This window comes from Micromonospora sp. NPDC005305 (genome assembly GCF_040607315.1).
Lineage (GTDB): Bacteria > Actinomycetota > Actinomycetes > Mycobacteriales > Micromonosporaceae > Micromonospora.
Map to the genome: position 1 here is coordinate 113,835 of NZ_JBEXGL010000011.1, position 23,625 is coordinate 137,459.

At 74.5% G+C, this 23,625-nt stretch carries 25 protein-coding genes; 13 read left to right on the forward strand and 12 right to left on the reverse strand.

The genetic code is table 11. The features are described 5' to 3' along the window. Positions 1-76: 76 nt before the first annotated feature. Entirely contained in the window at positions 77-790 is a 714-nt protein-coding gene (locus ABZS80_RS19955) for a histidine phosphatase family protein (RefSeq protein WP_355057993.1), read from the reverse strand. 1,149 nt (positions 791-1,939) lie between these two features. Here ABZS80_RS19955 and ABZS80_RS19960 point away from each other — a divergent pair. Then, positions 1,940-2,482 (forward strand): hypothetical protein, encoded by a 543-nt coding sequence (locus ABZS80_RS19960; protein WP_355057995.1) that lies wholly within the window; start codon positions 1,940-1,942, stop codon positions 2,480-2,482. A gap of 58 nt (positions 2,483-2,540) precedes the next feature. On the opposite strand, the gene ABZS80_RS19965 is transcribed toward ABZS80_RS19960, so the two are convergent. Together ABZS80_RS19965 and ABZS80_RS19970 are read right to left on the reverse strand one after the other, a co-directional pair. Next, entirely contained in the window at positions 2,541-3,377 is an 837-nt protein-coding gene (locus ABZS80_RS19965) for an undecaprenyl-diphosphate phosphatase (RefSeq protein ID WP_355057803.1), read from the reverse strand. Continuing rightward, complete coding sequence (locus ABZS80_RS19970) at positions 3,374-4,426, reverse strand: LLM class F420-dependent oxidoreductase (protein WP_151464363.1); 1,053 nt, start codon at positions 4,424-4,426, stop codon at positions 3,374-3,376. The genes ABZS80_RS19965 and ABZS80_RS19970 overlap by 4 nt, the downstream gene beginning before the upstream one ends. Positions 4,427-4,590: 164 nt before the next feature. On the opposite strand from ABZS80_RS19970, the gene ABZS80_RS19975 reads away from it, so the two are divergent. Then, the gene (locus ABZS80_RS19975) at positions 4,591-5,562 is read left to right on the forward strand and encodes an aldo/keto reductase (RefSeq protein WP_355057805.1); all 972 of its coding nucleotides are present in this window, start codon (positions 4,591-4,593) and stop codon (positions 5,560-5,562) included. A gap of 94 nt (positions 5,563-5,656) precedes the next feature. After that, positions 5,657-5,848, forward strand: a complete 192-nt coding sequence (locus ABZS80_RS19980) for a DUF5703 family protein (RefSeq protein WP_120682271.1) — start codon at positions 5,657-5,659, stop codon at positions 5,846-5,848. A 60-nt stretch (positions 5,849-5,908) separates the two neighbouring features. Here the strand turns inward: ABZS80_RS19980 and ABZS80_RS19985 are convergent, their stop codons facing one another. Both ABZS80_RS19985 and ABZS80_RS19990 read right to left on the reverse strand, forming a co-directional pair. Beyond that, a complete protein-coding gene (locus tag ABZS80_RS19985) occupies positions 5,909-6,562 on the reverse strand; it encodes a hypothetical protein (RefSeq protein WP_355057807.1) in 654 nt (217 codons plus the stop codon). Between the two features lie 57 nt (positions 6,563-6,619). After that, a complete protein-coding gene (locus tag ABZS80_RS19990) occupies positions 6,620-7,948 on the reverse strand; it encodes a M20/M25/M40 family metallo-hydrolase (protein WP_355057809.1) in 1,329 nt (442 codons plus the stop codon). A 170-nt stretch (positions 7,949-8,118) separates the two neighbouring features. Between ABZS80_RS19990 and ABZS80_RS19995 the strand changes: the two genes are divergently transcribed. From ABZS80_RS19995 to ABZS80_RS20005, 3 genes are all read left to right on the forward strand, one after another. Then, on the forward strand, positions 8,119-8,736 hold the full coding sequence (locus ABZS80_RS19995) for a hemerythrin domain-containing protein (protein ID WP_355057811.1): 618 nt from the start codon (positions 8,119-8,121) through the stop codon (positions 8,734-8,736). Between the two features lie 74 nt (positions 8,737-8,810). Beyond that, on the forward strand, positions 8,811-9,797 hold the full coding sequence (locus tag ABZS80_RS20000; RefSeq protein WP_355057813.1) for a LysR family transcriptional regulator: 987 nt from the start codon (positions 8,811-8,813) through the stop codon (positions 9,795-9,797). A gap of 19 nt (positions 9,798-9,816) precedes the next feature. Beyond that, positions 9,817-10,053, forward strand: coding sequence for a hypothetical protein (locus ABZS80_RS20005; protein ID WP_151464357.1), 237 nt, complete (start codon positions 9,817-9,819; stop codon positions 10,051-10,053). A 186-nt stretch (positions 10,054-10,239) separates the two neighbouring features. On the opposite strand, the gene ABZS80_RS20010 is transcribed toward ABZS80_RS20005, so the two are convergent. The 3 genes from ABZS80_RS20010 to ABZS80_RS20020 are packed head-to-tail and all read right to left on the reverse strand — an operon-like array spanning position 10,240 to position 13,348. Then, on the reverse strand, positions 10,240-10,590 hold the full coding sequence (locus ABZS80_RS20010; RefSeq protein WP_151464370.1) for a DUF3140 domain-containing protein: 351 nt from the start codon (positions 10,588-10,590) through the stop codon (positions 10,240-10,242). After that, positions 10,590-10,760 (reverse strand): hypothetical protein, encoded by a 171-nt coding sequence (locus ABZS80_RS20015; protein WP_192579933.1) that lies wholly within the window; start codon positions 10,758-10,760, stop codon positions 10,590-10,592. Before ABZS80_RS20015 ends, ABZS80_RS20010 begins: the two co-directional genes overlap by 1 nt. Before the next feature lie 38 nt (positions 10,761-10,798). Next, positions 10,799-13,348 (reverse strand): ATP-dependent Clp protease ATP-binding subunit, encoded by a 2,550-nt coding sequence (locus ABZS80_RS20020; RefSeq protein ID WP_355057816.1) that lies wholly within the window; start codon positions 13,346-13,348, stop codon positions 10,799-10,801. A gap of 115 nt (positions 13,349-13,463) precedes the next feature. Between ABZS80_RS20020 and ABZS80_RS20025 the strand changes: the two genes are divergently transcribed. From ABZS80_RS20025 to ABZS80_RS20045, 5 genes are all read left to right on the forward strand, one after another. After that, positions 13,464-13,841, forward strand: coding sequence for a hypothetical protein (locus ABZS80_RS20025; RefSeq protein ID WP_355057818.1), 378 nt, complete (start codon positions 13,464-13,466; stop codon positions 13,839-13,841). A 200-nt stretch (positions 13,842-14,041) separates the two neighbouring features. Continuing rightward, complete coding sequence (locus ABZS80_RS20030) at positions 14,042-14,302, forward strand: hypothetical protein (RefSeq protein WP_030504016.1); 261 nt, start codon at positions 14,042-14,044, stop codon at positions 14,300-14,302. Between the two features lie 9 nt (positions 14,303-14,311). Further along, a complete protein-coding gene (locus tag ABZS80_RS20035) occupies positions 14,312-15,193 on the forward strand; it encodes a hypothetical protein (protein WP_355057820.1) in 882 nt (293 codons plus the stop codon). Next, positions 15,186-17,858 carry an FtsK/SpoIIIE domain-containing protein gene (locus ABZS80_RS20040; RefSeq protein WP_355057822.1) on the forward strand — a complete coding sequence of 891 codons (2,673 nt, stop codon included), beginning with the start codon at positions 15,186-15,188 and terminating at the stop codon, positions 17,856-17,858. Before ABZS80_RS20035 ends, ABZS80_RS20040 begins: the two co-directional genes overlap by 8 nt. After that, positions 17,855-18,526 (forward strand): hypothetical protein, encoded by a 672-nt coding sequence (locus ABZS80_RS20045; protein WP_355057824.1) that lies wholly within the window; start codon positions 17,855-17,857, stop codon positions 18,524-18,526. Before ABZS80_RS20040 ends, ABZS80_RS20045 begins: the two co-directional genes overlap by 4 nt. Positions 18,527-18,698: 172 nt before the next feature. On the opposite strand, the gene ABZS80_RS20050 is transcribed toward ABZS80_RS20045, so the two are convergent. Together ABZS80_RS20050 and ABZS80_RS20055 are read right to left on the reverse strand one after the other, a co-directional pair. Further along, complete coding sequence (locus ABZS80_RS20050; protein ID WP_355057826.1) at positions 18,699-19,970, reverse strand: cupin domain-containing protein; 1,272 nt, start codon at positions 19,968-19,970, stop codon at positions 18,699-18,701. 9 nt (positions 19,971-19,979) lie between these two features. After that, entirely contained in the window at positions 19,980-20,267 is a 288-nt protein-coding gene (locus ABZS80_RS20055; protein ID WP_151461717.1) for a hypothetical protein, read from the reverse strand. 199 nt (positions 20,268-20,466) lie between these two features. On the opposite strand from ABZS80_RS20055, the gene ABZS80_RS20060 reads away from it, so the two are divergent. Together ABZS80_RS20060 and ABZS80_RS20065 are read left to right on the forward strand one after the other, a co-directional pair. Next, complete coding sequence (locus ABZS80_RS20060; RefSeq protein ID WP_355057828.1) at positions 20,467-21,210, forward strand: PIG-L deacetylase family protein; 744 nt, start codon at positions 20,467-20,469, stop codon at positions 21,208-21,210. A 9-nt stretch (positions 21,211-21,219) separates the two neighbouring features. Beyond that, positions 21,220-22,029: a DUF72 domain-containing protein gene (locus ABZS80_RS20065; RefSeq protein WP_355057830.1), complete on the forward strand. Its 810-nt coding sequence runs from the start codon at positions 21,220-21,222 to the stop codon at positions 22,027-22,029. Here the strand turns inward: ABZS80_RS20065 and ABZS80_RS20070 are convergent. After that, the gene (locus ABZS80_RS20070) at positions 22,014-22,442 is read right to left on the reverse strand and encodes a DUF2267 domain-containing protein (RefSeq protein ID WP_355057832.1); all 429 of its coding nucleotides are present in this window, start codon (positions 22,440-22,442) and stop codon (positions 22,014-22,016) included. The two genes, ABZS80_RS20065 and ABZS80_RS20070, sit on opposite strands and share 16 nt — an antisense overlap. A gap of 296 nt (positions 22,443-22,738) precedes the next feature. Then, the gene (locus ABZS80_RS20075) at positions 22,739-23,611 is read right to left on the reverse strand and encodes a DUF72 domain-containing protein (RefSeq protein ID WP_355057834.1); all 873 of its coding nucleotides are present in this window, start codon (positions 23,609-23,611) and stop codon (positions 22,739-22,741) included. Positions 23,612-23,625 lie beyond the last annotated feature (14 nt).

Here is a 23,625-nt window from a genome sequence, read left to right on the forward strand (position 1 = left end):
AGCGCACCGACGCCGAATCCGCCCAGGGCGAAACGCCAGGGCCGCCTCCCGCCGTTGCCGGGCGTGGCGGGGCGGCTCACCGGGTCGCCCCCGCTCCGCCACCCACGGCCGCGTCCGAGTCGGTCGCCCCGGTCGCCCGCCGGCGCCGCTTGCGCGGCGGCGGGACCAGCCCGGCGAGATCGCCGCCGGTGTCGTTGAGCCGGACCAGGAAGGGCCGCAGCGGCGTGTAGCGGATCGCGGTCACCGACGCCGGGTCGGCCACGATCCGCTGGAACAGATCCAGGTGTACGCCCAGCGCGTCGGCCACGATCGCCTTGATCACGTCGCCGTGGCTGCACGCCAGCCAGACCGCCTCGGGCCCGTGCGCGGCGCTGATCCGGGCGTCCCAGGAGCGCACCGCGGCGACCGCCCGCGCCGACATCGCCGCCATCGACTCCCCCTCCGGGAACACGGCGGCACTCGGGTGCTGCTGCACCACGGGCCAGAGCGGCTCCTTCGCCAGCTTCTTCAACGGCTGACCCTCCCAGGCGCCGTAACCGCACTCGATCAGGCCCTCCTCGACCACCGGCGCAGCCCCGGGCAGGGCCAGCTCCAGGGTCTGCCGGCAGCGGATCAGCGGGCTGGTCACCACCACCGCGAGGGGCAGGCCCTTGAGCCGCTCGCCCACCGCCGTGGCCTGGGCGCGCCCGGTGTCGTCCAGCTCGACCGGTTGCCGGCCGGCCAGGCCACCGTCGGCGTTCGCGGTGGTCCGGCCGTGTCGCAGAAGCAGAAGGGTCGCCACGCAGACCACCCTAGGCGCTGACCACCCCTTGATCGACTGCACCACGGGATGTGGCGGTATCGGGGCGGGGCTGTGACGGCGAACACCTCCCTGCCCGGAACACCGGACCCGGTCGGGCCGTTGTGCAGAGCGTCGGTGTGTCCAGTGTCCCCGGGCCTCACCTCATTGCCTTCGCGGAATACCGTTCGGCTGGAGCCGCGTCGTGCCACTCGCCGAGAGGCGACCTGCACACCGACACCTACAGCGCCGCCCGTCCCTCCGGGGCCGGGCGGCGCTGTTGTCTGTGCCGCTTCTCTGCGCGTCCCGCTACGGCGACCCGAGGTTCGGGCTCGGCGCTGCCGGTTTGGGGCAGGTCGGGACGGATCGCGTTCGGTCGCCCGCCACGGGTGGCAGGTGCTCACCCACCGCCTTCGCTCTGCAGCCATCCACGCAGCGGCCGTGGGCCGGACATGCTGCGTCCGTGGCTGCAGAGCAAGAGGGTCGGGCCGGTGGGCCGGTGCTGGGTGGGCGCGGGGCTGGTTTTGGGACGGTGGCTGGGCGGGCCTGCGGCTGGGCGCCTCGGGGCTGCGGCGTTCCCTGGCCGCGGTGCGCCTGGCCGTCGAGTCGCTGTCGACATCAGCTCGACAGGCGCCGACGAGGCGACGGTTGGGGCGGGCCGCCGCGCCGATCCGTTTACGTCATCACGTTCGTAGCCGCCCACGCACGCAGGCTCGGTGTGGGGTGGGTGTCCGGTTCGTGCCCTGCGTGTGCGGTGAGTGGAACGCTATGTGTGTCTCCCGGGTCCGGATACATCCATGGCGTTCCACCGACGGTCCCGACCTGGGCGCGGTGTCCGGTTCCGGGGGTGACCGGCGGCATCCCGACGGTGGAATGGTGGGCGGGCGGGGGTCGTTGTATCCCCGTGAACGGCCGAGGACCACGCCCCGCCTCCCGGGGTGACCCGCCGAGAGCGACCGCCCGCCGAGGCGGGACTGCCCGGCCGGGAATGACGATGGCCGGTCGGTCGTTGTACATGGTCCCGGCGCGACGTAGAGGCTTCGCCCCGCGCGCTGGATGATCCCCCTCAGACTTTCTTGAGCGCCTGACGGTGCTTGCGCACACCGATACATTCCCGACCCCCGTCGGTCGTGTGCGCCAACCCCCAAGGAGCCATCCGTGATGAACACGATGCTGCGTAAGAGTGTGCTGGGTATTGCTGGTCTGGCTTTCACCGGTGGTGTCTTCGCCGGTCCGGTCGCCGCCCACGCTGCTGAGCCGGTGCATACCGCGCCGGTGGCGGTGAGTGTGCAGGGCGCCCAGTCGAAGATCGACCTGAACGACGAGCAGACCGCCAACGCGAAGGCGATCATCGCGGCGACGAAGAAGGCCGGTCTGCCCGAGCGGGCCGCGGTCATCTCCATCGCCACGAGCCTGCAGGAGTCGAAGCTGGAGAACCTGGGCCACCTCGGCGATAAGAATGACCACGACTCGCTGGGCCTGTTCCAGCAGCGCCCGACCAGCGGTTGGGGCACCCCGGAGCAGATCACCAACCCCGAGTACTCCACCCTCGCCTTCCTCAAGGGCCTGAAGCAGGTCGACGGCTGGGAGAAGATGCCGCTGACCGACGCCGCGCAGACCGTGCAGGTCTCGGCCTACCCGGACGCCTACGCCCAGTGGGAGCAGCAGGCCACCGACATCGTCGCCCAGCACTGGAACAGCTGACACAAACAAGCTGGCCGGCACCCCCAACACGGGGTGCCGGCCAGCGGCGTATCCAAGGTCAGGTGGCGTCGATCGTGCCGGTGAGGAGCAGGCAGAGGACCAGGGAGCCGAGCGCCACCCGGTAGAGGACGAACAGGTACAGGGTGTGGTGCGCGACGTAGCGCAGCAGCCAGGCGATGGCCGCGTATCCGATGCCGAAGGCGATCACCGTGGCGACGATCATCTGCGCCACGCTCGGCGCGGCGGTGCCCGGCGCGGACGGCTCGAAGACGTCCGGGATGCTGAACACGCCGGAGATCACCACGGCCGGGATGGCCAGCAGGAACGAGTAGCGGGCCGCCGTCTCGCGGGTGAGGTTGAGCAGCAGGCCGGCGGTGAGCGTGCCGCCGGAACGGGAGACACCCGGGATCAGCGCCGCGGCCTGGGCGAAGCCCATGATGACGCCGTCGCGCATCCGGAAGTTCTCCAGCGTGCGGGTCTGCCGCCCCCAGTACTCGGCGAAGGCCAGCACCAGGCCGAAGAGGATCAGCGTGCCGGAGATCAGGTACAGGTTCCGGCCGGCGGTGCGGATCTGGTCCTTGAACAGCAGCCCGAAGATGCCGATCGGGATGGTGCCGACGATGACGTACCAGCCCATGCGGTAGTCGAGGCTGGAGCGCACCGAGCTGTCGAACAGGCCGAGCACCCAGGTCCGGACGATCCGCCAGATGTCCTTGAAGAAGTAGATGAGCACCGCCGCCTCGGTGCCCAGCTGGGTCACCGCGGTGAACGACGCCCCGGCGTCCCGGTCGAAGAAGATCGCCGAGGTGATCCGCAGGTGCCCGGAGGACGAGACCGGCAGGAATTCCGTGAGCCCCTGGACGATGCCCAGGACGATGGCTTCGACCCAGGTCACTCGCCGACTCCGGAGAGGTCCAGCGCCTCGGCGACGGTCCGCAGGGTCTGCACGCCGCTGTCCCGGTCCGCCACGAAGAGGGTGACCGACAGGGTGGTCACGCCCGCGGCCGCGTACTCCCGCATCCGCTCGGCGATGCGCTCCTTCGGGCCGAGCAGCGAGGTGCGGTCGATGAACTCCATGGGCACCGCGGCGGCCGCGTCGCGCTGCCGCTTGGCCAGGTAGAGGTCCTGCACCTCGCGGGCGGCGTCGCCGTAGCCCATCCGGGTGGCGAGCTGGTTGTAGAAGTTCTGCTGCCGGCTGCCCATGCCACCGACGTAGAGGGCCGCGTACCAGCGCACCAGCTCGGCGCAGGTGGCGATGTCGTCGCCGACCACCACCGGCACGGACGGGACGACGTCGAAGCCGGCCAGCTCCTTGCCGGCCCGGGCCCGCCCGGCCCGCACCGAGGCGAGCTGCTCCTCGGCGAACTCGGGGGCGTAGAAGACGGCGAGCCAGCCGTCGGCGATCTCGCCGGCCAGCTCCAGGTTCTTCGGGCCGACGGCGGCCAGGTAGATCGGGATGTGCTCGCGCGGCGGGTGGAAGCCCAGCCGCAGCGCCTTGCCCGGGCCGTCCGGCAGCGGCAGCGTGTAGTGCTCGCCGTCGTACGCGACCTCCTTGCGGGCCACGGCCAGCTTCACGATGTCGACGTACTCCCGGGTGCGGGCCAGGGGCTTGGCGAAGCGGACGCCGTGCCAGCCCTCGGAGACCTGCGGGCCGGAGACGCCCAGGCCGAGCCGGAACCGGCCGCCGGAGAGCGCGTCGATGGTGGCCGCGGTCATCGCGGTCATCGCCGGGGTGCGGGCGGGGATCTGCATCACCGCGGCGCCCACGTCGATCCGCTCGGTCTGGCCGGCCATCCAGGCCAGCATGCTCGGCGAGTCGGAGCCGTAGGCCTCCGCGGCCCACACCACCGAGTAGCCGAGCCGATCCGCCTCCTGGGCCAGCGCCAGGTGGTCGGCCGGCGTGCTCCACGCCGTCTGGTATCCGAGGCTGAGCCCGAGTCGCACTGGTCCTCCCACCATCCGCACCACAGGTCGCATCAGGTTACGCAATGCCGGTGGTGGCGCGGACCCCCGGCTCACCTCGAACACGTCACACCTGTGGAAGGTCGCGCGGGAAGTTGACTGCGGCGAGGATATCCGTGGAGCCGGCTTCGAAATAAGGTTCACCCATGCAACAGCGACCGCTCGGCCGAAGCGGGCTGGCGGTTTCGCGGCTCGCGCTCGGCACCATGACCTGGGGACGGGACACCGATGAAGACGACGCGGCCGCCCAGCTGAAGAGTTACCTCGACGCGGGCGGCAACCTCGTGGACACCGCCGACGTGTACGCCGACGGCGACGCGGAGTCGGTGATCGGGTCCCTGCTGGGCAGCCTGGTACCCCGCGACGATCTGCTCATCGCCACGAAGGCGGGGCTGCGGCCGGGCAGCGGCCGCCGCCGGGACGGCTCCCGGGGGCACCTGCTGCGCACCCTGGAGGCCTCGCTGCGCCGGCTCGGCACCGACCACGTCGACCTCTGGCAGGTCCACGGGTACGACCCGGACACCCCGCTGGAGGAGACGCTCTCCGCGCTCGACCACGCGGTGTCCAGCGGCAAGGCCCGGTACGTCGGGGTGTCGAACTTCTCCGGCTGGCAGACCGCCCGCGCCGCCGCCTGGCAGGCCGCCTGGCCGGGGCGGGCCCCGGTGGTCGCCGCCCAGGTCGAATATTCGCTGCTGGAGCGGGGCGTGGAGCGTGAGGTGCTGCCCGCCTGCGAGGCCATGGGCCTGGGTGTGCTGCCCTGGTCGCCGCTGGGTCGCGGGGTGCTCACCGGCAAATACCGCAACGGCCGGCCGGCGGACTCGCGGGCCGTGTCGCCGCACTTCGAGCGCTTCGTCGCCACCTACCTGGAGCCGCGCTGCTCCAGCATCGTGGAGGCCGTCGCCATCGCGGCCGGCGGCCTGGGCGTGTCGCCGCTGGAGGTGGCCCTCGCGTGGGTCCGGGACCGGCCCGGGGTGACGGCGCCGATCCTCGGCGCCCGGACCGTGGGGCAGCTCCTCGGGGCGCTGCAGGTGGAGCGGATGACCCTGCCCGAGGAGATCGTCACGGCGCTGGACGACGTCTCGGCGGTGCCGGTGGGCTACCCGGAACGGGACGGCTGACCCCCCGCCGGCCGCGGGCCGGTGCGCGAAAGAGGCGACGCGGGTCACCGTCAGGGGGTGGCGGAGGGCTCCCGAGCTGGGCAGCATAGAGGCCATGGACTACGAATACGCGCCGCTGCGGTTGCCCTCGAACGTCGATCGGTTGACCGCCGCGGCGCAGCTGGCGATCCAGGCGGAGTTCTCCGGCTGGGAGCTGGCCCGGGTGCGGCTGTTCCGGGACGGCACGCGGCAGGTCATGCTGCGCCGCCGCCGGGTGAACCAGCCGCAGCCGGGCCTCTCCTACTGACGGCCGCCAGGCGGGAGCGTCCCCGGAGCCACCGCGTGGTGGCTCCGGGGGCGTCGCTGCCTAGTGGGCGTGGTCGTGCTCCTCGTCGAGCTCCAGGAACGGGTGCTCGTCGAGCCGGCCGACCAGCCGGTCGTCGGCGGCCGGCTGGAACGGGCCCACCGGGTCGTCGTCGTCGAAGGACTCCAGGTCGACCGGGGTGCCGACCTCGCTGACCATGACCACGCCGTCGAGCGGCTCCAACTCGGGCACGTCGAGGGCGGAGAGCGAGCCGTCGCCGCCCTGCAGCAGCTCCAGCACCGCCTCGCCGACCCCCTCGACCGGGGCCGGCTCGTCCTCCTCCGGGGTGCCCTCGCGGCGGGCCGCCTCGGCGGCCCGGATCAGCGCGGAGATGCTCGGGACGCGGTAGTCCCGCCGCTGCCGCACGGAGATCACCCGCGGGTGCGGGTCGGTCGCCTCGACGCCCTCGGCGCCGCCGAAGCGCTCGTCGGCCTCGTCCGGGTCGATCGACTCGACGTCCCACGGTGTCACCTCGCCGAACGCGTCGAGCAGCTGCTCGTCGTAGGCGAACGAGGCGTTGTTCAAATTGACGTACGCCTGCCAGACGGCGTCGTCGTCGATCCGGCCCTGGGCGGCGCGGACGGCGGCCAGGTGGGCGCGGGCCGCGTCGATCACCCGGTCGAGGGCGGCGTCCAGCTCACCGTGCTGGTCGGTCATGTGAGGCAGTCCCTTCGCGATGGGGGAGGTTCCGCGCCGATGGCGCGACGGGCACGGTCAGCAGCTGCGGAGGAAGCGGTCGAGAACCCGCACGCCGAACTGTAGTCCGTCCAGCGGAACCCGCTCGTCGATGCCATGGAACAGGCCGGAGAAATTGAGGTCGGCGGGCAGCCGGAGCGGCGCGAATCCGAAGCACCGGATGCCGAGCTGGGAGAACGCCTTGGCGTCGGTGCCGCCGGAGAGCATGTACGGCACCGGGCGGGCGCCCGGGTCCTCGGCGCGCAGCGCGGCGGACATCGCCTCGACCAGGTCGCCGTCGAAGGTGGTCTCCAGGGCCGGCTGGCGCTGGACGTACTCGATGGCGATGTCCGGCCCGACCAGCTCCCGCAGCTGCCGCTCCAGCACCTCGCTCTGCCCGGGCAGGCTGCGGCAGTCGATGGTGGCGGTGGCCCGGCCCGGGATGACGTTGTCCTTGTAGCCGGCGGTCAGCCGGGTCGGGTTGGCGGTGTTGCGGATGGTCGCGCCGATGATGTTGGCGATCGGGCCGAGCTTGGCGATCGCGGTCTCCGGGTCGTCGGGGTCGATCTCGATGCCGAGGACGTCCGAGATCTCGGCCAGGAACGCCCGGACGGTGTCGGTCATGACCACCGGGAAGCGGTGCCCGCCGATCCGGGCCACCGCCTCGGCGAGCGCGGTCACGGCGTTGTCGTCGTGCACCATCGAGCCGTGGCCGGGGCGGCCCTTGGCGTGCAGGCGCAGCCAGTCGATGCCCTTCTCGGCGGTCTCGATGAGGTAGAGCCGCCGCGACTCGTCCACCGAGTAGGAGAAGCCGCCGACCTCGCCGATCGCCTCCGTGCAGCCGTCGAAGAGGTGGCGGTGCCGCTGGGCGAGGAAGTGCGCGCCGTAGTCGCTGCCGGCCTCCTCGTCGGCGGTGAAGGCGAGCACGATGTCGCGGGACGGGCGGACCCCGGCGCGCTGCCAGCCGCGGACCACGGCCAGCACCATCGCGTCGAAGTCCTTCATGTCGATGGCGCCGCGGCCCCACAGGTAGCCGTCGCGGATCTCGCCGGAGAACGGGTGCACCGACCACTCGTCCGGGTCGGCGGGCACCACGTCGAGGTGCCCGTGCACGAGCAGCGCGTCCCGGCCCGGGTCGGTGCCGGGGATCCGGGCGACCAGGTTGGCCCGGCCCGGCGCGGACTCGATCAGTTCCGCGTCGACGCCGACCTCGGCGAGCTTCTCGGCGACGTACTCCGCGGCCCGGCGCTCCCCGACGCTGGTGTCGTTGTCCCCGGTGTTGGTGGTGTCGATGCGCAGCAGGTCGCGGCAGAGGTCCACGACCTCGTCGGTGGGGTCCGGTCGGGCGGAGGCGGGGTCGCTCGTCATCGCTTCTTCATACCAGCAGGGCCGGCCGGCCGGTCGCCCCCGGTCGGGGCGCGGTTTCGCGGATCGCCCGGGCGGGTACCGCCGGACCACCACACCCGTCGATCGGCTGTTCCGCGGCGCCAGACGCGCCGAGCCCGGATGGCCGTGGCCGCCAGCTCACGGAGGGCACCATGACCGTCCCCCTGCCGCCGTTGCCACCCACCGCCGACGACGCGTACCGGCCGGGCGGGCGGAGCCTGGCCGACCTCGTGGACCGGGAGCACCGGGTGCTGCTCGGGCTGGCCGAGCAGGCCGGCGACGGGAGCCTGGACCCGGCGCGCCGCCGCGAGGTGCTGGACGTGCTGACGGCCGCGGTGTCCCGGCACGTCTCCGCCGAGGAGCAGTACCTCTTCCCGGCCGCCCGGGCCGCCGTTCCGGAGAGCGTCGACCTGGTGGACCGGGAGATCGAGGCGGACGCCGCCCTGCTGACCGCGCTGAAGGGACTGTCCGGGCCGGACGACCCGGCGGTGGCCGACGTGGCCGACCGGGTGCGCCGGCACGTCAGCCGGGTCGCCGCGCTGGTGACGCCGCTGCGCGAGGTGGCCAGCGACGCCGATTTGATCCGGCTGGGCAACCGCTGGGAGATCGCCGAGGAGGCCGCCCCGACCCGGCCGCATCCGGGCACCCCGGCCACCCCGCCGTGGAACAAGATCGTCGAGCCGGCGGTGGGTGTGCTGGACAAGGTGCGCGACGTGGTCTCCGGGCGGCGGACCCGCCTCGCGGACCTGGAGCGCCCCCGCGACGTCTGACGGCTGTCCCATACAGGTATACCGATGCCGTAAGACCCTTCCGCCCAGCCGCTGGGTGGTCCTACCGTCACGTTATGAATCTGGAGCTGCGACACCTGCGGGTGGTGTGCACGATCGCGGAGACGGGGAGCGTCACCAAGGCGGCCTCCACGCTCGGCCTGGCCCAGCCGGCGCTGACCGCCCAGCTCCAACGCATCGAGCGGGCCCTGGGCGGGCCGCTGTTCGAGCGGGACCGCCGGGGCGCCCGGCCCACCGCGCTGGGTGAGCTGGTGCTGGACCGGGCCCGCGTGCTGCTGCCGGCCATGAAGGGCCTGCAGGACGAGGCGGCCCGCCTGGCTGGGGCGGGCGACGCGCTGAAACGGTACCGGTTCGGCGGGGTGAACAGCCCCATCCTCGGCCGGCTGGTGCACCGGCTCGCCGCCGAGCGTCCCGACGTGCAGATCACCATGTACGCGTCGTGGTCGGTGGACGAGCTGGCCCAGCTGGTGGCCGGCGGGCGGCTCGACTTCGCGCTCACCGGGGTGTGCGGCGACGCCACCCCGTCGGCGGAGTCCGGGCTGAGCTGGCGGGAGGTGGCCGTCGACCCGGTCTTCGTGCTCCTGCCGCAGACCCACCCGATGGCCGGCCGGGACGAGGTGCGCCTGGTCGACCTGCGCCGCGAACAGTGGGTGGCCGCGCCCGGCGACGGTTGCTTCGGCGACTGTTTCGCCGCCGCCTGCGCCCGCGCCGGCTTCACCCCCCGCAAGGTCTACGAGGCGGATGTGCGGGGCTGCCTCGACCTGGTCGACGCCGGCGAGGCGGTGGCGCTGTGCCAGGCCACCTTCCGCCCGGTGGCCGGCCTGGTGACCCGCCGGCTCGCCGGGGCGCCGCTGCGCTGGCGGCTGCTGCTCGGCTGGCACCCGGACGCCCCGGCGGCCCGGGTCGCCGAGCCGGTTTTGGAGGCGGCGATGGCGGCGTACACCGACGCGCTGGCGAACCACCCGGACTACCTGGCCTGGCTGCTGTCCCACCCGGACTTCGGCGTGCAGTCGACCACCCCGTCCGGGGTGCGAACCGCCTGAGCGCGGGTATCTGGGCGACATGACTGATCTGTACCCGGCCGCCGACCAGCGGGAGCTGCTGCGCCAGGCGGCCGCCGCGCACACCGCCGCCTCCGCCGACCTGGAGGCGTTCCTGCGCCGGTTGCCGGAGGTGCCGGAGCCGGCCGACATCACCGAGTTCGCCAACCTGCTCAGCCGGGAGGAGCGGGCTCGGGGCGAACGGCAGGACGCCGCGGACGCCGCCGGGCTGATGCTGCCCAGCATGGAGTCCGAGTAGCGGACGGCGGCGGCGCCCGGGACCGGGTCCCGGGTGCCGCCGCACCGTGCCGTCGGCGTTCCCGCGGTCAGCGTTCAAGGAGACCGCGTGCCGCGGTCAGCGTTCAAGGAGGACCGCGTCCCGCGGTCAGCGTTCAGGGAGGACCGCGTCCCGCGGTCAGCGTTCAGGGAGGACCGCGTCCCGCGGTCAGCGTTCGATGAGGACGTCGTGGCCCAGGTCGAGCAGGGAGTGCCGCCACTCGTCGTCGGCGTTGCCCCGGCTCGGCTTCTCCGCGCTGAGCGCCCGGATCCGCTCGATGGCGTCCCGCATCACCTCGATGTCCTCCGGCGTCAGGTCCACCTTGCGTTTGGTGAGCACCTGGAGGATCCGCCGCCCCGGCTCGGGCAGGTCGAGGTCCGGGTTCGGGCCGAACGCCTCCTCCCCCGAGCCGCGGGTGAGCAACCACTGCCGGAGCTGCTCGGAGGGGACGTTGACCTCGGCGTGGAAGTCGTCCCAGATCACCTCGACCTCCGGATCGAGTCGCGCCTCGCGTACCATCACGCCTCCTCTCCCGACGGCGACCCGGACGGCGTCGGGTCGCCCTCGCCCTTGTCGGTCTCCTGCTTCAAGCCCTCCGGCGGCACCTTGACCCGGGCCGGGTTTGCCGTCGGCGGCGCCACGATGGGTTCGCTGCGTTCGTCCTCCCGGGTCTCCTCGGGTTCGGTCATGTCCGCCCTCCGATCCGTCGGGGTTGGGGCGCTTTGCCTCATCGCGGATGGGACGTCGACGCGGCGGTGTAGCCGCGGTCGGTGGCGCTCACCTCGATGGCGAGCTGGCCGTCCCGCGCGTCGACGGTGACCTGCTGGCCGGGCGAGATCTCGTTCTCCAGCAGCATCCGGGAGAGCCGGTTGTCGACCTCGCGCTGGATGACCCGGCGCAGCGGCCGGGCGCCGAACTCGGGCTGGTAGCCGTGCTCGGCCAGCCAATCCACGCCTGCGGTGGTGAACTCGACCCGGATGTCCTGGGCGTGCAGCCGGCGGCGGGTCTCCTCCAGCAGCAGACCGGTGATCTGGCGCAGCTGCTCGGCCTCCAGCCGCTGGAAGATGATCACCTCGTCGATCCGGTTGATGAACTCGGGCCGGAAGTTCTCCTGCAGGCGGCGCATCAGCCGCTCGCGCAGTTCGCTGGTCTCCTGCTCGCCGGGCTCGCCGGCGCCGAAGCCGACGGTGCGCTGGGTGCCGGTGATCAGCTCCGAACCGAGGTTGCTCGTCATGATCAGTACGGTGTTCTTGAAGTTGACCGTGCGCCCCTGGCTGTCGGTGAGCCGGCCGTCGTCGAGCACCTGGAGCAGGATGTTGAACACGTCCGGGTGGGCCTTCTCGATCTCGTCGAGCAGCACCACCGCGTACGGGCGGCGGCGCACCGCCTCGGTGAGCTGGCCCGCCTCCTCGTAGCCGACGTAGCCGGGGGGCGCGCCGACCAGCCGGCTGACGGTGTGCCGCTCCTGGAACTCGCTCATGTCCACCCGGACCATCCGGTCGGCCTCGCCGAACAGCGCCTCGGCGAGGGCCCGGGCCAGCTCGGTCTTGCCGACACCGGTGGGGCCGAGGAAGAGGAAGCTGCCCATCGGCCGGTCCGGGTCGGCCAGCCCGGTACGCGAGCGGCGCACCGCCTCGGCCACCGCGCTGACCGCCTCGTCCTGGCCGACCACCCTCTCGTGCAGGTGCCCCTCCAGGCGCAGCAGACGGTCCCGTTCCTCCTCGGTGAGCTGGTTGATCGGGATGCCGGTGGCCCGCGAGACCACCTCGGCGATCTCCTTCGGCCCGACCTCGGGCACCTGGTTGGGGCCCTCGTCGCCCCGGGCGCGCCGCAGCTGGTCCTCCAGCTCGGCGGTGCGGTCACGCAGCTGGGTGGCCCGCTCGTACTGCTCGTCGGAGACGGCCTGCTCCTTGTCCCGGCGTACCTCGTCGAGCTGCTGCTCCAGCTCGCGCACGTCGGCGGCCGGCGTGCGGGTGCGCAGCCGCACCCGGGCGCCGGCCTGGTCGATCAGGTCGATCGCCTTGTCCGGCAGGTACCGGTCGGTGACGTACCGGTCGGAGAGCTCGGCGGCGGCGACCAGCGCCTCGTCGGTGAAGCGGACCTGGTGGTGCGCCTCGTACCGGTCGCGCAGGCCGCGCAGGATGGCCACGGTGTCCTCGACGGTGGGCTCGGGGACCAGCACCGGCTGGAACCGGCGGGCCAGCGCGGCGTCCTTCTCGATGCTCTTGCGGTACTCGTCCAGCGTGGTCGCGCCGATCACCCGCAGCTCGCCGCGGGCCAGGGCGGGCTTGAGCATGTTGGACGCGTCCATGCCGCCCTCGCTGCCCGCGCCGCCCGCGCCGACCAGGGTGTGGATCTCGTCCAGGAAGACGATCAGCTCCTCGCGGTGGGCGCGGATCTCGTCGATCACCTTCTTGAGCCGTTCCTCGAAGTCGCCCCGGTAGCGGGTGCCGGCGACCAGGCTGGCCAGGTCGAGCTGGATGACCCGCTTGCCGATCAGGGTCTGCGGGACGTCGCCGTCGCAGATGCGCTCGGCCAGCCCCTCCACGATGGCGGTCTTGCCGACGCCGGCCTCGCCGATCAGCACCGGGTTGTTCTTGGTGCGCCGGGACAGGATCTCCACGGCCTGCTCGATCTCGTCGGCCCGGCCGATCACGGGGTCGATCTGGTCCATCCGGGCCAGGTCGGTGAGATCCTGGCCGTACTGGTCGAGGGTGGGGGTGCCGCGGTCCGGCTTCGGGCCGGTCATCGGGCCGCGCTCGGCGCTGGCCGCCTGGAGCGACTCGGGCTGGATCCGCCCGGCGGCGAGCATCCGGCCGGCCGGCGACTCCGGGTTGAGCGGCAGGGCCATGAGGATGTGCTCGGGGCCGATGTAGTTGGCGCCCATGGCCCGGGACAGCTGATGGGCGTCGAGCAGCGCCCGCTTGGCGGCCGGGGTGAGCGACAGGTTCGGCGGGACCTCGCCCCGGGGCGCACCGTCACCTCGCCCGCCGAGGGCGTTGACCAGCGCGTCCGGGTCGGCGCCGGCCCGGCGGACCAGGTCGCGCAGCGGCTCGCGCTGCAACGCCGCCCACAACAGGTGGTCGGTGTCCAGGTCGTTGCTGTGCTTCTGGGCCGCGCGGCGGGCGGCGTCGGCCAGCATCTCCCGCGCGTCGGCGGTCATGAGCCGGGTGATGTCGACCCGGTGCGCCGGCCGGCGTCCCCCCTCGCCCCGCCCGAAATACCGGGCCAGGAACTCGTCCCACGGGTCGTTGCCGAAGTCACCGGGTCCCATCATTCTGTCCTCCGCAGTCGGTCGGCACGGCCGCCGGGACGCGTCATGGCGCGGCACGGTCGGCGGTGGCTACCCGGCGGTCGGCGCGACAAACGCGGACGGGTGGCAGGCTGGGGGCATGGAGACCCGGCCCCTGCTGATCGTCGACGGCGCGAACGTGGTGGGTTCGCGGCCGGACGGCTGGTGGCGGGACCGGGCGGGGGCGGCCGCCCGGCTGCGCGACGCGCTGGTGCCCGTCGCCGAGGCGGGCATGCCGCCGGAGCTGCCGCCGCCGGTGGAGGTGGTGCTCGTGGTGGAGGGCGCGGCCCGGGACGTCCCGGCCGTGCCCGGGGTCGCCGTGGTCTCCGCGCCCGGCTCCGGCGACGACACGATCGTGGCGCTGGTCGCGGCCGCGCCGGAGCGCCGCCGGGCGGTGGTCACCGCCGACCGGGAGCTGCGGGCCCGGGTGGGCGCGCTCGGCGCCGAGGTGTACGGCCCGCGCCGGCTGCCCCGCTGACCGGTCTCCGGGACGCCGGCGCGTCCCGTCCACGGGACCCGTGGGTCCGGCGGTGGGACCGGCGGGCCCCGCCGTGGGGCGTCTTTCCGCACGTCAGAGCGACAATCGGACAGCCGGGCAGGAACGCCGCGAGGGTGGATGTTCTCCCGCCCATCGGGATGGGTTGTAATGGAGATCTCCCCGCCCCCAGGAGGTCCCCCGTGGCGAGCGTCGCCGAGCTGAAGGCAGCCATCGATGTCGCTCTCCAACAGATAGGAGACGGGCAGACAGCGGTGCAGGCGGCCGGGGAGAAACTGGCCGAGGCGCAGCAGACCCTGGCCGGCGCGCTGGAGGGCAGCGGCCACGAGACCGTCGAGGCGGCCCAGGCCTCGCTGACCCAGGCCAGCCAGGAGCTGGAGGAGTGTCTCGCCGCCACGCTCGTGGCGGTCGAGCAGGCGCAGCTCTACGTCGCCACCCTCTGAGGACCGGTCGTGTCCATCGTCGAGGACATCGGCGCGCAGGTCCGCGCCGCCGCCGAGGAACTGCCCCTGGCCCAGCTCGCCGCGGCGCTGGAGAAGTTCGGCCAGGCCAGCGAGCGGCTGCGCTGGGTGCGCCAGGAATCGGCCAACCCCATGGGGGTGCCGGAGCTGTCCGCCGCGACCGAGCACGCCGAGACCGCCGGCTACGCGCTGCGGGTGGCGCAGGAGCAGCTGTCGGCGTACCTGGCCGCGATCGGGCTGGCCGCCGACGGGGCACAAGCGCCGAAGGCCGCGGACCGCCGGCCGCGGCACGACGCGGCCCGTGGCGAGGTCGCACCCCCCGCCCCGGGCGCCGCCCCGGACCCCGACGAGCAGCCGGCGGTGCGGCGCTGGTGGGCGGTGCGGGTCGCGGAGCTGACCGGCGGCCGGGAGGGCGCACCAAACGAGCCCGACGAGCGGGTCGCCGACTCCCGCGAGCTGCTGCGCCGGGTGGTGACCGGGATCCGCGCCGGCGACCGGGACCGGCTGCACCGGGAGCTGCGCCGGGCCCACGCCGACATCGGGCTGGGGCTGGCGGCGATCGCCCCGCCGATGCTGCGCGGCCTGGCCGGCGAGCTGCTCGGCCACCCGCCGCGCGCCGACGACCTGGGCCGGCTACGCCGGGAGCTGGACGGACGCGTCCGTGACCTGCTGCCCGGCCTGCCCCCGCCGGTGCTGGACACCCTGCTCACCCGGGTCTGCCGGATGCCCCCGCCGCGCCGCGCCGAGGACCAGGAGCAGCCGCACGCCGCCGACCCGGCGGTCACGGCCGGCGTGGTCACCGGGGTGCTGCTCGACCGGCTCGGCCGGGACCTGCCGAAGGACACCGACGACCGGGAGCCGTCCCGTGGCTGACGTCCGCGCGCAACTCGTGACGCGGGTCCGGGGGATGCTCTCCGAGGCCCTGGGCACCACCCGGACCCGCCTCGTCGCCGCCGACGCCGACCTGGTCGCCGCCCGCGACCGGCTGGCCCGGGTGCGGCGGGCCGCCGCGGCCGTGCCGGAGCGGGTGGGCACGGCGCGGGACCAGCGGCTCGCCGAGATCGACGCCCGGCATGCCGCCCGGATCGCCGAGCTGGCCCGCCGGGCCGCCGCCGCGGCCGGGCGGGAGGCCCCGGGCGCGGCGTCCGCGCCGTGGGACGGCTGGCGGGCCACCCCCGCCGGCCGGGCCGAGCCGCCCGGCGCCGTCCGGGTCGGCACGGTACGCATCCCCGGCGCCGAGCCGGTCCCGGCGCTGGTTCCGCTGCTCGACGCCGGGCACGTGCACCTCGCCGGCAGCGACCGGGAGGGCGTCGCCGCGGTCGTGCCCGCGCTGCTGCTGCGCTCGGTCGGCCGGGCCGACCCCGGCGCGGTCCGGCTCTTCGGGTACGACCCGGAGCACCTGGGCGGCGGGCTGGCCGGGTTCGCCCCGCTCGGCACCGCCGGGCTGCTCACCTTCGTCGGCCCCGGCGGCCTGGGCCGGCTCCTCGACGACCTGGTGGAGCAGATCCGCCGGATCAACGAGACCGTGCTGGCCGGCGAGTACGCGTCGCTGCGCGAGCTGGCGGCCGCGACCGGCCGGCGCCCGGAGCCGTGGCGGGTGGCGGTGCTGCTCGGCGGCGACGAGCTGTCCCGGCACGAGCGCGGCCAACTGGACCGGGTGGTGCGCACCGGGGCGGCCTGCGGCGTGCACCTGGTGGTCCGCGGCATCGACCTGCCCGACGGGCCGACCGTCACGCGGGTGGTGGTGGACCCGGACGACGCCCGGATCGGCGGCCTGCCGGTGGCGCTCGACGCCCCACCGCCGGCCGGGCTGGTCACCGAGACCTGCCGCGAGGTGGCCTCCCGGGTCAACGCCGGCCCACCGCCGGCGCCCTTCACCGACCTGCTCCCCCCGGCCGGGGAATACTGGCGGGAGGACTCGGCGCACGGGCTCACCGCGCCGATCGGCGAGGGCCCGCACGGGCGGCCGGTGCTGCTCACCCTCGGCGACTACCCGCCGCACGCGCTCATCGGCGGCCCGTCCGGCACCGGCAAGACCAACCTGATCTTCGCGTGGATCGGCGCGCTCGCCGCCCGCTACTCCCCCGCCGAGCTGGAGTTCTACCTGCTCGACTTCAAGGAGGGGGTGTCCTTCGCCCGGTTCGCCCAGGGCCGGCGGGACCCGAGCTGGCTGCCGCACATGCGGCTGGTCGGGATCAACGTGAACACCGACCGGGAGTTCGGGCTGGCGCTGCTGCGGTTCCTCGCCGAGGAGCTGCGCCGCCGGGCCGACGCGGCGAAGAAGCACGAGGTCACCAAGCTGGCCGAGCTGCGCGCCGTGGACCCGACCGGGCACTGGCCGCGGATCGTGGCGGTGGTCGACGAGTTCCAGGCGCTGCTCGCCGGCCGGGACGTGGTCGCCCGGGAGGCCGCCGACCTGCTGGAGGACCTGGCCCGGCGGGGCCGGTCGCAGGGCATCCACCTGGTCCTCGCCTCGCAGGACGTGCGCGGCATCGAGGCGCTGTGGGGGCGGCCCGCCCTGGTCGCCCAGTTCACCCTGCGTATCGCGCTGCCCAAGGCGCTGCGGATCCTGGCCGAACGCAACGACGCCGCGCAGTCGCTGCCCCGGCACCACGCCGTGGTCAACGCCGAGTCCGGCCTGGCCGAGGGAAACGAGGTGGCCCGCATCCCGTCGGCCGGCGACTGGGAGACGTGGAGCCAGCTCCAGCACCGGCTGTGGCGGATGCGCCCGCAGGACGCCGCCCCGGCCCGGCTCTTCGACGGCGACGCGATCCCGAGGCTGGCCGAGGCGCCCGACTTCCGGGCGCTCACCGCCCCCGAGCAGGGGGTGCCACGCAGCGCGGTCGCGCTGCTCGGCGAGATCATCGACGTGCAGGCCCGCTCGGCGGCGCTGCGGCTGCCCCGCGCCCCCGGGCGGAACCTGGCCGTGCTCGGCACCCGGGTCGACGAGGCGTGCGCGGTGCTCGACGCCGCCGCCCGCTCCCTGGCCCGGCAGTACCGGCCCGGCACCGCCCGGTTCTCCATCGCGTGCCTCGACCCGGACGCCGACCCGGCCGCCCGCGCCCTCTACGAGGACCTGGCCGACGACGCCGCCTGGTACGACGAGGAGACGGTGCCGGAGCTGATGGCCGAGGTGGGCGACGCGCTCGGCGCGCCGGGCACCCCGCAGACCCCGCACTTCCTGCTGCTGTACGCGGTGGACGCGGCGGCCGGGCAGCTCGCCGGGAAGGCGGGACGGCGGACCGGGCTGGAGCAGCTGCGCCGGATCCTGCACGACGGGCCGGAGCGGCGTACCCACGTGCTGGCCTGGTGGCGCGGCGTGGCCCGGATGCGGGTCGACCTGGGCGGGCCGGCGGCGCGCACCGACCAGATCGGCGCCTGGGTGGCGCTCGACGTGCAAGGCGCCGAGCTGGGCTCCTCGCTCTATCCGGGCACCGGCGGGCCGGACTGGTACCCCCGCCCGTGGCGGGGCCTCTACTTCGACCGGGCGGTGCACCGCACCGGACAGGTGATCATCCCTTATGGTCCGTCCCGATGAACGCACCGGTTGCCAGTGACACGTACGCCGCCCACGTCCGCCGGCTCGCCGACCTGACCGCCCGGGTGGCCGCCCAGCGTGCCGAGGCGCACGGCTGGTACGCGCAGCAGGTCGCCGCCGCCGACCGCGCGGTGGCCGACGCCGCCGAGCAGGTGCGGCAGGCCGAGGCCGAGGTGGCCGAGGCGCGGCGGATGGTGGAGCGGGTGGACACCGAGGCGACCCACCTGTGGGGGCAGCTCCGGGAGCGCATCGGCGCCGGCGGGCGGCGGCTGGGTGACCCGCCCGGGCCGGCCCGCGACGCCGCCGGGGACCCGGTGCCGCTGCTGCGCGGGGTACGGGAGCTGCTGGACCGCACCCGGCAGCCGGGCGAGCTGCCCGGCTCGGCCAACCCGCTGCTGGTCGGCTGCGGCATCGGCGGCGCGCTGGTGGCGTACGCCCTGGGCGCGGGGGCACGGGCGCTGGGCGCCGGCTCCGGCGGGGACCTGGCGGTCGGCATGCCGGTGCTGGCCCTGGTCGTGACGCTGCTCGGCCCGCTGGTCGGGCTGGCGCCGGCCCGGCTGCTGGCCGACCGCCGCCACGCCGTGCTGACCCCCCGCCCGATCCTGCTGGTCGCCGCCGCCGGCCTGGCGACGACGGCCCTCCTGCTGACCCTGACCTTCACCCGCTGACCCGACCCGGCGGGCCCTGCCGGGCCGGGCCTCGGCCCGGTCCGGGCACCGGGTCGGCCCGGCTCGGTGATCATGAAGTTGTTGCCGCGACACGCCGTGGCCGAGGGCGATAACTTCATGATCACCGACGCTGGGCCGGGCGGTGGGCACGGGTGAGGGTGGGGTGCGGGGGTCAGGCCGGGGTCAGGACGGCTTCCTTCAGGAGGCGGCGGGTCAGGACCAGGCGGTCGGCGTCGTCGTCCAGGCCGGGCAGATCGCCGACCCGGGTCACCTCGCCGGCCAGCAGCGCGCGCAGCGCCGGCTCGCAGGTGCCGGGCAGGGTGATGGTGCGGTCGACGAGGCGCAGCGCCACCTTCCCGTCCCCCGTGGGGGTGAGCTGCCAGCGCAGCCCGGCCCGGGGCGCGACCCGGCTGTCCGGGTCGAGCGCCGCCAGGGCGGCGGCCTGGGCGAGGGGCCGGATCGGCGCCGGGCGGGCGGCCGGCCAGGCCCGGTCGCGCAGCCGCGCGGCCACCGCGGCCGGATCGGCCCGCAGCAGCCAGTCGCGCAGCGCCTCGACCGTCTCGGTCAGCTCCGGCTCGATGGCGTCCGGGTCGGCCACGTCGACGCCGAACGGCAGCCCGGCGCGCAGCCGCGCGTCCTCGGCGGAGAGCGCCAGCAGCTCCTCGACCAGGGCGTACCGGGTCAGCGCCCGGATGCCGACGGTCAGGTGCAGCGAGCTGCACTCCTGCGCCTCGGCGCTGTGCAGCCAGCCGCGCGGCAGGTAGAGCGCGTCGCCGGGTTCGAGCACCACGTCCAGCGCGGGCCGGCCCTCGGCGACCGCGGAGACCTCGTCGGCCCGGCCGCCCCATGGCTGCTTCTCCAGCGGGTCGGGCAGCACCGGCGGGTGGATCCGCCAGTGCTTGCGCCCGTCCACCTGGAGCACGAACACGTCGTGGGTGTCGTAGTGGGTGGCGAAGCCCTGGTTGCCGGCCGGGGTCAGGTAGGCGTTGACCTGCAACGGCTGGGCCAGCGCGGCGCCCAGATCGCGGGCGAAGTCGACAAGCGCCGGCCAGGTCCGGTGCAGGCCCTGGAGGACCAGGGTGGCGCCGTCGGCGTACAGGGCGAGGATCTTCTCATCGAGGACCTGGTCGCCGATCTCGGCGCCCGCGCCGCCGCCGCCGGTGAACCGCGCCGCCGGCACCAACTGGCCTTCCTTGGCGACCCGCAGGAACGGGGTACGCAGGCCGCGCCGGCTGAGCAGCTCGTCGGCGTCGGCGGGGCTGAGCAGGTCCGTGAAGCCGGCCGGGTTGGGCAGCTCGGCGGCCCGGGACAGCAGCGGGCTGCGCCCCCAGTGGTCGGCGGCGAACTTGGCCGGCTCGACCGCCACGCAGCGGGCGAGGGCGTCGGCCGCGGAAGACGGAACCGCCGGGCGGCCGTGGCCGCCCGGCGGGTCGAGGTGCGTCACGGCGATCCGTCAGGCGCTGCCGTCGGCGCCGCCGTCGCGCTGACCGGGGGTCGCGCCGCCGTCGGCCGGGCCCTCGGCGCTGCCGTCCGCGCCACCGTCGTGCTGGCCCGGGGTCGCGCCACCGTCGGCCGGGCCCTCCGCGCCGGTGTCGGCACCCTCGTCCAGGCCGCGCTCCGCGCCACGGTCCGCGCCGCCGTCGGCGCCGCCGTCCTGCTGGCCCGGGGTCGCGCCACCGTCGGCCGGGCCCTCGGCACCGCCGCCGCCGGTGGTCTGCATGTCGTCGTCGTTGAGTGCCATGGGTCTCCCTCGGTGTGCCGCCCCGGCGTCGGGGTCCGTGTGCAGCGGGTGGTACCCCACGCCCGATCTTCTCTAACCACACCGTAGACGCCGCGACCGCGCCGCACGGACGGTTCGCCGCGCCCCGGCGAGCTCGGCGGGCGGCGGGGCGCGTCCGGTGCCAGGATGGCGGGAAGGAGCACGCGGGAAGGGGGTGGCCGTGGGGCAACCGGAGCCCTTGACGCCGCTGGCCGAGGACTGGCAGCGGGCGCTCGCCGTGGTGGCCCACCCGGACGACCTGGAGTTCGGCGCGGCCGCCGCGGTGGCGCGCTGGACCGGGCAGGGCAAGGAGGTCGTCTACTGCCTGCTCACCAGCGGCGAGGCGGGCATCGACGGCATGCCGCCGGAGCGCAGCCGGGTGCTGCGGGAGGAGGAGCAGCGGGCGTCCGCCGCCGTGGTCGGGGTGGACACCGTGGAGTTCCTCGGCCTCCCCGACGGCCTGTTGGAGTACGGCGTGGCGCTGCGCCGCGCGATCGCCGCCGTGGTGCGCCGGCACCGCCCGGACATCGTGGTCACCAACAACTTCCGGGACACCTGGGACGGGGCGTACGCGCTGAACCAGGCCGACCACATCGCCTGCGGCCGGGCCACGCTGGACGCCGTCCGCGACGCGGGCAACCGCTGGATCTTCCCCGAGCAGCTCACCGACGGGGTGGGGCCGTGGTCCCGGGTCCGCGAGGTGTGGGCGGCCGGCTCCCCGCAGGCCGGGCACGGGGTGGACGTGACGGCCAGCTTCGACCGGGGGGTGGCGTCGCTGCGGGCGCACGGGGCGTACCTGAGCGGGCTGGGCGACGGCGGTTTCGATGCCGAGGAGTTCCTCGAGGGGCTGGCCCGGCCGGCCGGTGCCCGGCTGGGCGTCCGGTACGGGGCCGCCTTCGAGGTGTTCCGGATCGACCTCGCCTAGGCGGCCGCGATGATCCTGGTCGGCACGTCGGGCTGGCAGTACCGGGACTGGCGGGAGCGCTTCTACCCGGCGAAGCTGCCGCAGCGGCTCTGGCTGGAGCACTTCGCCGCGCGGTTCGCCACGGTCGAGGTCAACAACGCCTTCTACCGGCTGCCCGAGCGGGACACGTTCGTGGCCTGGCGGGACCGCACGCCCGACGACTTCTGCGTGGCGGTGAAGATGAGCCGCTACCTCACCCACATCAAGCGGCTGCGGGAGCCGGCCGAGCCGGTGGCCCGCTTCCTGGACCGGGCGACCGGGCTGGGCGACCGGCTCGGGCCCGTGCTGGTCCAGCTGCCGCCCACCATGCGGGCCGACCCCGCGGCCCTGGACGCGACGCTGCGGCTGTTCCCCGCCGAGGTGCGGGTGGCCGTGGAGCCCCGGCACCCGTCCTGGTGGACCGACGACACCCGGCGGGTCCTGGAGCGTCACCGGGCGGCGCTGGTCTGGGCGGACCGGCTGAGCCGCCCGGTCACCCCGCTGTGGCGCACCACCGACTTCGGCTACCTCCGGCTGCACGAGGGCCGGGCCCGGCCCTGGCCCCGCTACGGCCGCGCCGCGCTGGCCACCTGGGTGCGCCGGCTGGCCGCCGCCTTCCCGGGCGGCGAGCCGGCGTACGTCTACTTCAACAACGACCCGGGCGGCGCGGCCATCGTCGACGCGGTGGCCTTCGCCGGGCTGGCCCGGCGGGCCGGGCTGCCGGTCACCCGGACGCCGCCGGCCCGCCCCGCCGGTGCGGCGGAGCGGGCCGGGAACGGAGCCGGTCAGGGAATCATCTGACCCAGGTCCTTCGGCATGGTGGCCTTCACGTCCTCCCACTCGCCCTGCGTCACGTGCCGGCGCAGGGTGTCCAGCACCACCTGCACCACCCGCTGCGGGCCGCCCTCCACGTCGTACGGGAAGCCCTGGCGGACCTCGTAGAGGAAGTCGTCGCGGTTCAGCTTGATCGGCACGTTCTGCGGCTGCCAGCCGTCGAAGTAGATGCCGCGCACCAGCACCGGCAACTGCTGGGCGAACTCGGCGCTCTCCTGCACCGGCATCCGGTCCCGCAGCAGGTGCAGCACCGTGCGCAGCGCCGCGTAGGACTGGTTGCGCTGCGCCTTCGGCCAGCCGTACGCCGACTCAATCTCCTTGAGGATCACGTTCGTCTTGTCCAGCGAGGACTCGAACGCGGAAATCAACTGCTCAGCCATCTCCCCACCCCCGTGCGTCGCTTTCCCAGCGTCGGTCGTCGGTGCGTCGCGGCGGCCCGCTGGGCCCCCGCCAGAGCCGGGTCGGGCTGAACCGACCGGGCCGCCCGCCCCGCCGGGGCGCGTCGGGAGTCCCGACCACGTGCAGCACCCCGCCACGGCGTCGATCCGCTACGACCCGCACCGTCATGACCCCACCTCCTCCTCGGCCGCGCGGTCGCGCCGGTCGACGGACCGCGCACACCGTCCATGCTGCTGGCGCACCGGGTGAGGCGCCCTCACCCCGTGCGGGTGAACCGTCAGCCGGCGTCGAGCAGGCCCGCCAGGGTGGTCCCGTTGCGCTGGGCGTAGTCGCGGTAGCAGTTGTTCATGAGCACGTGGGTGTGCTCGGCCTCGCCGGCCAGCTCGCGCAGCTTCGGCGCCCAGTCGCGCAGTTCCCGCTCGGAGTAGTCGTAGCCGAACTTCTCGTGGATGTCCTTGCTGGTCCACTTGTCGCTGTGCCCGTGGAAGCGCACCACCGCGAGGTCCGCGGTGGCCGCCAGCACCGGGGGTACGGACGACTTGTGTCCCTGCGGCATGTCCACGCAGACGAACGGCAGCTCGTGTTGGCGCAGGAAGCCCAGCGTCTCCTCGGCGTTGTCGCCGTCGAACCAGGAGGCGTGCCGGAACTCGAAGGCGGGGCGCAGCGGCGCGCACCGGCGTGCCACCTCGAGCAGGTACTGCTTGTTGTCCCGCCGGATGGTGAACCAGGGCGGGAACTGGAACAGGATGGCGCCCAGCTTGCCGGCGTCGACCAGCGGGTCCAGGGCGGACAGGAACCGGGTCCAGACCTCCTCGTACGCCTGCGGCGGCAGGTCGTCCGGGTAGAGGTTCTTCTTCTCCGTGTCCGGGCGCAGGTCCTTGTAGAGCGCGGAGACCCGGGTCGGGTGCCCGGTCAGCAGGCTGAACGCCTTGATGTTGAAGGTGAAGCCGGGCGGGGTGCGGTCCACCCACAGCTGCGCGGTCCGCTCGGCGGGCGGCGAGTAGTAGGTGGCGTCGACCTCGACCAGCGGGAACTGCCGCGCGTAATAGGAGAGCCGTTTCTCCGCGGTGTCGGCGCTCGCCGGGTACCAGCCGGAGTCGAGCAGGGTCCGGTCGGTCCAGGAGGCGGTGCCCACCTTGATGTCACCCATCTGGTGAGTCCACC

Coding starts and splice junctions, on each gene's coding strand:
- ABZS80_RS19990 (WP_355057809.1), bottom strand. CDS start 7,948: ATGACGAGCGACCCCGCCTCCGCCCGACCGGACCCCACCGACGAGGTC.
- ABZS80_RS19985 (WP_355057807.1), bottom strand. CDS start 6,562: ATGACCGACCAGCACGGTGAGCTGGACGCCGCCCTCGACCGGGTGATC.
- ABZS80_RS19960 (WP_355057995.1), top strand. CDS start 1,940: ATGAACACGATGCTGCGTAAGAGTGTGCTGGGTATTGCTGGTCTGGCT.
- ABZS80_RS19995 (WP_355057811.1), top strand. CDS start 8,119: ATGACCGTCCCCCTGCCGCCGTTGCCACCCACCGCCGACGACGCGTAC.
- ABZS80_RS19975 (WP_355057805.1), top strand. CDS start 4,591: ATGCAACAGCGACCGCTCGGCCGAAGCGGGCTGGCGGTTTCGCGGCTC.
- ABZS80_RS20015 (WP_192579933.1), bottom strand. CDS start 10,760: ATGACCGAACCCGAGGAGACCCGGGAGGACGAACGCAGCGAACCCATC.
- ABZS80_RS20045 (WP_355057824.1), top strand. CDS start 17,855: ATGAACGCACCGGTTGCCAGTGACACGTACGCCGCCCACGTCCGCCGG.
- ABZS80_RS20020 (WP_355057816.1), bottom strand. CDS start 13,348: ATGATGGGACCCGGTGACTTCGGCAACGACCCGTGGGACGAGTTCCTG.
- ABZS80_RS20010 (WP_151464370.1), bottom strand. CDS start 10,590: ATGGTACGCGAGGCGCGACTCGATCCGGAGGTCGAGGTGATCTGGGAC.
- ABZS80_RS20065 (WP_355057830.1), top strand. CDS start 21,220: ATGATCCTGGTCGGCACGTCGGGCTGGCAGTACCGGGACTGGCGGGAG.
- ABZS80_RS19980 (WP_120682271.1), top strand. CDS start 5,657: ATGGACTACGAATACGCGCCGCTGCGGTTGCCCTCGAACGTCGATCGG.
- ABZS80_RS20000 (WP_355057813.1), top strand. CDS start 8,811: ATGAATCTGGAGCTGCGACACCTGCGGGTGGTGTGCACGATCGCGGAG.
- ABZS80_RS20025 (WP_355057818.1), top strand. CDS start 13,464: ATGGAGACCCGGCCCCTGCTGATCGTCGACGGCGCGAACGTGGTGGGT.
- ABZS80_RS20005 (WP_151464357.1), top strand. CDS start 9,817: ATGACTGATCTGTACCCGGCCGCCGACCAGCGGGAGCTGCTGCGCCAG.
- ABZS80_RS20075 (WP_355057834.1), bottom strand. CDS start 23,611: ATGGGTGACATCAAGGTGGGCACCGCCTCCTGGACCGACCGGACCCTG.
- ABZS80_RS20055 (WP_151461717.1), bottom strand. CDS start 20,267: ATGGCACTCAACGACGACGACATGCAGACCACCGGCGGCGGCGGTGCC.
- ABZS80_RS20070 (WP_355057832.1), bottom strand. CDS start 22,442: ATGGCTGAGCAGTTGATTTCCGCGTTCGAGTCCTCGCTGGACAAGACG.